This window comes from Streptomyces sp. NPDC000878 (assembly GCF_053599695.1).
In genome coordinates this window covers 126,494-133,571 of the sequence record NZ_JBSFMT010000025.1, presented here as the reverse complement: position 1 = coordinate 133,571, position 7,078 = coordinate 126,494, and the positions used below count along the sequence as shown (strand labels likewise).

Genomic DNA, 7,078 nt, shown 5'->3' with positions numbered 1-7,078 from the left:
TCCCCCAAGGTGAGGTCGGGTGGCCCTGCCGAACTGGCCTTGCGACAGGGCCCGTTGATGTGGTGAAAAGGTCGGTGCACGCCCGGACCCGGCGGCGACGACCGCCCCCGGTGGGAACAGCCCCAGGCGGTGTGCCACCGCCGCAGCTTCTCCCCGGCCCGAGACGCCCAGTTTTCCCAGGATGTTGGAGACGTGGACGCTCGCGGTCTTCGGGGAGATGAAGAGTTCCTGGGCGATCTGGCGGTTGGTGCGGCCGGCGGAGACCAGGCGCAGGACGTCCCGTTCGCGGCTGGTCAGGCCCAGGGAGTCCGCCGGGTCGAGGGCGGGGCGGGCCGGGGTGCCGGTCAGGGTGAGCCGGGCGCGCTGAGCCAGAAGGGTGACGGCGTCGGCGAGGGGGCGGGCGCCCAGGTGGTCGGCGACGGTGGCGGACAGACGGAGGAGTTCGGTCGCCCGGCCGCGGTCGTCGGGTTCGGCGCCGTCCGTCAGCAGGGCCTCGGCGAGGCGGTGGCGGACGCGGGCGAGGTCGTACGGGCGGTCCAGGGCCTCGAAGGCGGTGACGACCGGCGACCAGGTGTCCGGGCCGGCCGTGCCGTCGGCGCGCTGGAGTTCGGCGCGGACCCACTGCTCATGGGCGAGCCAGACGGGGGCGTCCGTGATGAGCTTCTTGACGGTGTCGAGGATGCGTTCGAGGGTCTCGCGGCGGCCTGTCTCGGCGGCGGGGAGGGTGCGGGCGTCGGCCTCGGCGGTGGCGGCGGCGAGGAGCAGGGACCAGACGTAGCTGTGGGTGCCGGGCGGGAAGCCGGCATCCAGGACCTGGCCCAGTTCTGCGCGGGCGTCAAGGAGGCGGCCCTCTGCGGCGGCGACGCCGAGGGCGATACGGGCGAGCGGGAGCGAGTGCTGGGGCATGCGGTCGTGGGAGCCGAAGTGGGCCCGGGCGGCGGCCAGTCGGTCCGCCGCCTCGGTCACGTCCCCTCGGCTCAGCGCGAGATGGGCCAGGCAGATGGCGCTGGCCCCCTGAGGATTGTCACTCTGGCCGCGCTGCAGCGCGCTCGTCGCGGCCTCGACGGCCTGGTCCCAGCGGCCGAGGGAGTACAGCGACTCGGAGAGATTGCCCCACACCCAGGCCTCGGAGTCCAGCAGCCCGAACTTCCGCGTGTAGGCGATCCCCTCCTCCAGGATCGGAACGGCCTCGCGGGAACGGCCGACTCCCTCGAGAGAGCTCGGCAGGTTCACATAGGCGCGCCCCACGACGAACGGCATGTGGCCCTCGACCGCGCGCTCCTTCACCTCGTGCATCTCCGCGAGGGCCCGTTCGATACCGCCCGACTGGGCCATGAGGACACCGAGGGTGATACGCGCACCCATCTCGGTCTCGTGGGCGCCCACCATGCGCGCGTACTCGACGGCCTGTTCGGCGGCGGCGAGGGCTTCGGGACCCGGGCAGTGCAGCATCGACCAGGTGGCGACACCGGCCAGGACCTCGGCGTGGACCTCCGAGGGCGGCAGGCCCCGTACGAGTTCCTGGGCGGTGTCCAGTTCCTGCCAGCCGTCGCCACGGGACAGGGACTGGACCAGGCGGGAGCGCTGGCACCAGAACCAGGCGGCGCGCAGCGGGTCGCCGTCGTCCTCCAGGAGATGGAGGGCGCGCTTGGTGATCTTCAGGGCGCGTTCGCGCTCCCCGCACAGCCGGCCCGCGACCGCGGCCTCGGCCATGAGGTCGAGATAGCGCAGGGCGGTGGTGGCCGGGTCGCAGCCGCAGGGCGGGTAGACCTCGGTGTAGTCGACGGGGCGGAGTGTGGCCCGTACGGCGTCGGGGGTGGTGTCCCACAGCTCCATCGCCCGTTCCAGGAGCCGTAGTTGCTCGGAGTAGGCGTACCGGCGCCGGGCGGTGACCGAGGCGTCCAGGACGGCGGGGAGGGCCTTGGCCGGGTCGTGGGCGTGGTACCAGTAGCTGGCCAGGCGCATGGTGCGTTCGTCGGCGGGGACGAGGGTCGGGTCGGCGTCCAGGGCCTCGGCGTAGCGGCGGTTGAGGCGGGAGCGTTCGCCGGGGAGCAGGTCGTCGCCGACGGCCTCGCGGACCAGGGAGTGGCGGAAGCGGTAGCCGTCGCCGGCCGGGGTGGCGAGCAGGATGTTGGCGCCGACCGCCGCGCGCAGCGCCTCGATGAGGTCGTCCTCGGCGAGGCCCGCGACGGCGGCGAGCAGCCGGTACTCGACGGTGGAGCCGCCCTCGGCGACGATCCGGGCGACCCGCTGGGCGCTCTCGGGCAGGCTTTCGACGCGGACGAGAAGAAGATCCCGGAGGGTGTCGGTGAGCCGGGTACGGCAGCCCTCGTGGGCGGCGACGGCGAGTTCCTCGACGAAGAAGGCGTTGCCGTCGGAGCGGCCGAAGATCTCGTCGACCTGGGCCGGTTCGGGTTCGGCGGCGAGGATGCCGGCGATCTGGCATGAGACTTCGGCGCGGTTGAAGCGGCTCAGCTCGATCCGGCGGACGGTGCGGAGGCGGTCGAGTTCGGCGAGGAGGGGGCGCAGGGGGTGGCGGCGGTGGATGTCGTCGGCGCGGTAGGTGGCGAGGACGACGAGGCGGCCGGTGCGCAGGGTGCGGAAGAGGTAGGCGAGGAGGTGGCGGGTGGAGGCGTCGGCCCAGTGGAGGTCTTCGAGGGCGACGACGACGGTACGGTCGGCGGCGACGCGTTCGAGCAGACGCGCGGTGAGTTCGAAGAGGCGGGCCATGCCTTCCTCGTCGTGCCGCCCGGCGCCGGTCTCGCCCAACTCCGGGAGCAGCCGGGCCAGTTCCTGTTCCTGTCCGGCAGCGGCGGCGGCCAACTCCTCGGGCAGCGCCCGCAGGAGGGCGCGCAGGGCGGTGGAGAAGGGCGCGAAGGGCAGTCCGTCGGCGCCGATCTCGACACAGCCGCCGAGCACGACGACGGCACCGCGATCGCAGGCCACGCTCGCGAACTCCTCGACGAGCCGCGTCTTCCCGACCCCGGCCTCACCCCCGAGCAGCAACGCCTGCGGCTCGCCTCCGGCGGCCCGGTCGAGCGCGTCGCGCAACACCCCCAACTCATCGACACGACCGACGAACACCGGACTGACGGACCTGGTCTCCACGGGCCAGAGCATCGCACAGGGCTCTGACATCGCGGGACTGGTTATCAGGCCGATGGACGGGACGGCCGTGGCGGCGGTGGGGATGTTCGGGCGGACAGTCGCGGCGTGCGCGGGGAGGAGCGCCGCCGTGTGGCCGTCCGCCCGTCCCCCGGTGCTCACGCGACCCGGGTGAACCAGTGCCGGCGGTCGGGATGCACCTCGCCCTCCGCGGCTCGGCCCGCTGCCTCGCGGCGGGCCGCCCGGGCGCTGCGGACCGCTTCCCGGGCGAGGCGCTCGTTCGCGGCCTCGCGGCGCAGTTCGGCGGAACGCATCTGCTGGAGCTCGTACTCGAACATGTCGTACCCCTCAGGTCTCCGGTCTCTGACGAGATCGGCCGGACTTCGCTTTCTGCGATGTCCCAACCTTCGTCTCCCAGGGGGGTCCGCCACATCGGGAGAGTTCCGCATCTTCCGAGGGGGTGGGGGCCTTAGGAACGGGTGAGGGGCCTCAGACGGGCCGTAAGGTGCTTACGACCGGCCTAAGGCCCCTCATGACCTGCGGTGATTCCGCCTCGGGTCAGGTTGCCGAGGGCACGTCGAGAATGACGTTGGTGTACTTGAGAACCGCGAGGAGCAGTCCGAGGACGCCGAGCGCGACGCCCGCCCAGGAGACCGACTTGATCCAGCCGGCCTGCGGCTTGCCCGGGGCGCCGAACGCGGGCCGGGCGAGGGCCGCGACACCGACGAGCAGCGCGGCCAGGGCGAAGATGCCGCCCCACAGCGCGGTGGCCTGCCAGGCGTCGCCGTAGATCTCCTTGACCTGGGTGGCGACGCTCGCGGACGCCGCGGCCTGCATCTCCAGCTGACCGTTGATCTCCTCGCGCGCGCCGGCCACCGTGCCCAGCCAGCTGCCGGTCAGCGAGACGAAGCCGAGTACGGCGGCCACGATGGCGGCGACACCCTGGCCGACGCCGGAGGGGCCCTCCTTCTCGGGCGCGAGGTCCGCGTCGTCCAGATCCTCGCGCTCGTACTCGTCCGCGTCGCCCAGAACCTCGACCTCGGTCTCGGCCTCGGTGTCAGCCGCAGCCTCGGCCTCGGCCGGCTGCGCCTCCTTGGTGATGTCCACCGTCTCCCCGCCGCTCTTCGCGTCGTCGCTCTTCGCCTCGGTACCGGTCTCGGCGCCGGTCTCGTCTGCTGTCTTGGTTCCCATGCCTCGCACCGTACGGACGTTTTCTGAGAAGTTCCTTATTGACTTCCTCCCCCTCTTGTGACCGAGGGGGGTTCCTGCGGCTCGCACCGTGGGGTTTTCTGCTTCGTCGCCGACTGCCCGCCCGGAGAACTCCGTTGAGGTCTTACACCGGCTCCACAGACTGTCACCGCCAGCCCGGCGGCCAGAAGGTTGTTCGCCGCGTTCACGTCCCGGTCATGGGTCGTACCGCAGCTGTCGCACGTCCACGTACGGACGCTGAGCGGCATCTTTTTCTGCAGGGTGCCGCAGACAGAGCACAGCTTGGAGGAGGGGAAGAAGCGGTCCACCGCGATCACTTCCCGCCCGTACCAGGCGGCCTTGTACTCCAGCATGGAGCGGAACTCGCTCCAGCTCGCATCCGAGATGGCCCGGGCGAGCATGTGGTTCCTGACCATATTGCGCACGGTCAGGTCCTCGATCACGAGCGTTTGGTTTTCACGCACGAGTCGGGTGGTGAGCTTGTGGAGCATGTCCCGGCGCCGGTCGGCGATCCGGGCATGGACCTTAGCGACCTTGCGCCGTGCCTTGGCCCTGTTGGTTCCGTCACCCTTGGCCTTGCGGGACAGCTCCTGCTGGGCCTTGGCGAGACGGGCGCGGTCACGGCGCTCGTGCCTGGGATTGGCGACCTTCTCCCCCGTGGAGAGGGTCAGGAGGTGGTCCAGGCCGACATCGATTCCGACCGCCGCATCGGTGACGGGAAGCGGCTTGACACCGGGGTCGTCGCAGAGCATCGAGACGAACCAGCGTCCGGCCGCGTCCTGCGACACGGTCGCCATGGAGGGCTTCGCTCCCTGGGGCAGCGGGCGCGACCACACGATGTCGAGCGGTTCACTCATCTTGGCCAGGGTCAGCTTGCCGTCACTGAACCGGAAACCGGAGACGGTGTACTCGGCCGACCTCCGCGACCGCTTGCGCGACTTGAAGCGCGGATATCTGGCCCGCTTGGCAAAGAAATGGGTGAACGCGCTCTGCAGGTGCCGCAGTGTCTGCTGCAGCGGAACGGACGACACATCGCCCAGGAACGCCAGTTCCCTGGTCTTCTTCCACACCGTCAGCATGGCCGAGGTCTGGTTGTAGTTGACCCGTTCCTGCCGCGCCCACGCCTCGGTACGGGCCGCGAGCGCCATGTTGTAGACCTTGCGCACGCAGCCGAACGTGCGCGTCAGCTCCGCCGCCTGCGCATCGGTCGGATGGAAGCGGTACTTGAACGCACGCTTCACCCCATTCGTGGTCACGCTCACAAACTAGCATTCCTTTGTGTAAGGAGAAACTGTGGGTCAGCGATCCACCGCTCCTCCGGCGCGCTGGGGGCGTGGTGAATGCCGGGGGCGCGCACCGAGGTTTCGGCGATGGGCTGTGCGAGTGCCCACGCCCACAGCGCGGCGGTCTCGGTCGCGGTGCAGGGGCGGGAGGCGGTCGACGCGGAGAGCTTGGCGGCACGGCCGGTGGTGAGTTCGGGACCGATCACCGCCTCACGGAGTATCAGGAGCCGGGACCAGCGGCCCCAGCAACTCCCGGGCAGAGTACGACAGCAGAGGCTCCGCGTCCTTGGCGATCACCCTCACGAGCGGGGCGAGCCCTCCCAGCGGGCGGGGCCGGGCACGGCGTGTGGTTGTCGATGTCCCCGGAGATGACGGACCGCCACGCATAGACACCAGCCAAAAGATCACTAACCGGCCAACTCGTTGGGGGGAGCCTGGTTTCTTGTGCCGGAAAGGCAATTCGCCAAGGTAACTGCCGACGCCGCAGCCAAGCCGATTGCAGCCCTCTATGTGAGCCTCGGATCCCACCGCTGCGAACGCCTTGGGTTCCAGACGGGAAGACAGAGCCGATGCCGGCCTTTCCTTGCCATCCTGTTCGCGATGACCACCGTCCCCGCCCTACCGTCAGGTGACTTGCACCGCTCTCAGCCGCGGTGCGTCGCAACTCCCAGGGCCTCGATGTCATCAAGGGTGGCCTGTGGGGTGACGTTGTCGGTCACCAGGACATCGATGCGGTCGAGGAGAGCGACCGTTGCCAGTGCGGTGCGGGTGAACTTGCTTGCGTCGGCGGCCAACAGCACGCGGTGTGCCTGGGAGATGGCCAGGCGTTTGACCGAGGCGTCCGCCAGGTCGTAGGTGGTCATCCCGTCCGTCACGGAGACGCCGCAGCAGGTGAGGATCGCGAGGTCGAAACGCAGCGCGTGCAGACTTGCCTCCGCCAGCGGGCCGTTGACGGCCAGTTCTCCCGGCCGCAGGTCGCCGCCGGGCAGGATGACTCGGGTCGGTGCGGCGGACGCCAGGACGTTGGCCACCTGCAGCGACAGGGGCATGACCGTCACCCGTCGTCCGGCCAGCGCTCGTGCGATGTGCAGCGCGGTGGTCCCGCCGTCGAGGAGGACTGCCTCCCCATCCTGGACCAGCCCGGCGACCGCAGTGCCGATGGCGCGCTTGGCCTCCGCGTTCTCCAGTTCGCGGAAGACGAAAGGAGGTTCATCCCCGCGCGCGAGGTCGCTGACGGCGCCACCCCGCACCCGCCGCAGCGCGCCGAGCGTGGCCAACTGCTCCAGGTCCCGGCGAATGGTCACCTCGGAGGTGCCCGTCGCCCGCGCCAGCTCGGACACATCGGCCCGCCCGCTCTCGCGCAGACGATTCATGATTGCTACATGCCGTTTCGGAAGCTCCACACGACTATTCAATCGCTGGCGATGTGCGTTATCAAGGAGAGGCGGCCACGTCCTCCGCCGGATCGTCAGCGAATGGAG

General features: G+C 70.4%; 5 protein-coding genes. All 5 read right to left on the bottom strand.

The genetic code is table 11. The features are described 5' to 3' along the window. The coding region (locus tag ACWDR4_RS23130) for a helix-turn-helix transcriptional regulator (protein ID WP_450411144.1) at nt 1-3,120 on the bottom strand (3,120 nt) is incomplete at its 3' end. Between the two features lie 143 nt (nt 3,121-3,263). Beyond that, on the bottom strand, nt 3,264-3,443 hold the full coding sequence (locus tag ACWDR4_RS23125; protein ID WP_450411137.1) for a hypothetical protein: 180 nt from the start codon (nt 3,441-3,443) through the stop codon (nt 3,264-3,266). A 220-nt stretch (nt 3,444-3,663) separates the two neighbouring features. Continuing rightward, complete coding sequence (locus ACWDR4_RS23120; protein ID WP_450411136.1) at nt 3,664-4,296, bottom strand: hypothetical protein; 633 nt, start codon at nt 4,294-4,296, stop codon at nt 3,664-3,666. 35 nt (nt 4,297-4,331) lie between these two features. Continuing rightward, nucleotides 4,332-5,576 carry an RNA-guided endonuclease InsQ/TnpB family protein gene (locus ACWDR4_RS23115; protein WP_450411134.1) on the bottom strand — a complete coding sequence of 415 codons (1,245 nt, stop codon included), beginning with the start codon at nt 5,574-5,576 and terminating at the stop codon, nt 4,332-4,334. A 665-nt stretch (nt 5,577-6,241) separates the two neighbouring features. Further along, nucleotides 6,242-7,000, bottom strand: a complete 759-nt coding sequence (locus ACWDR4_RS23110; RefSeq protein WP_450411133.1) for a DeoR/GlpR family DNA-binding transcription regulator — start codon at nt 6,998-7,000, stop codon at nt 6,242-6,244. Between the last annotated feature and the right edge of the window lie 78 nt (nt 7,001-7,078).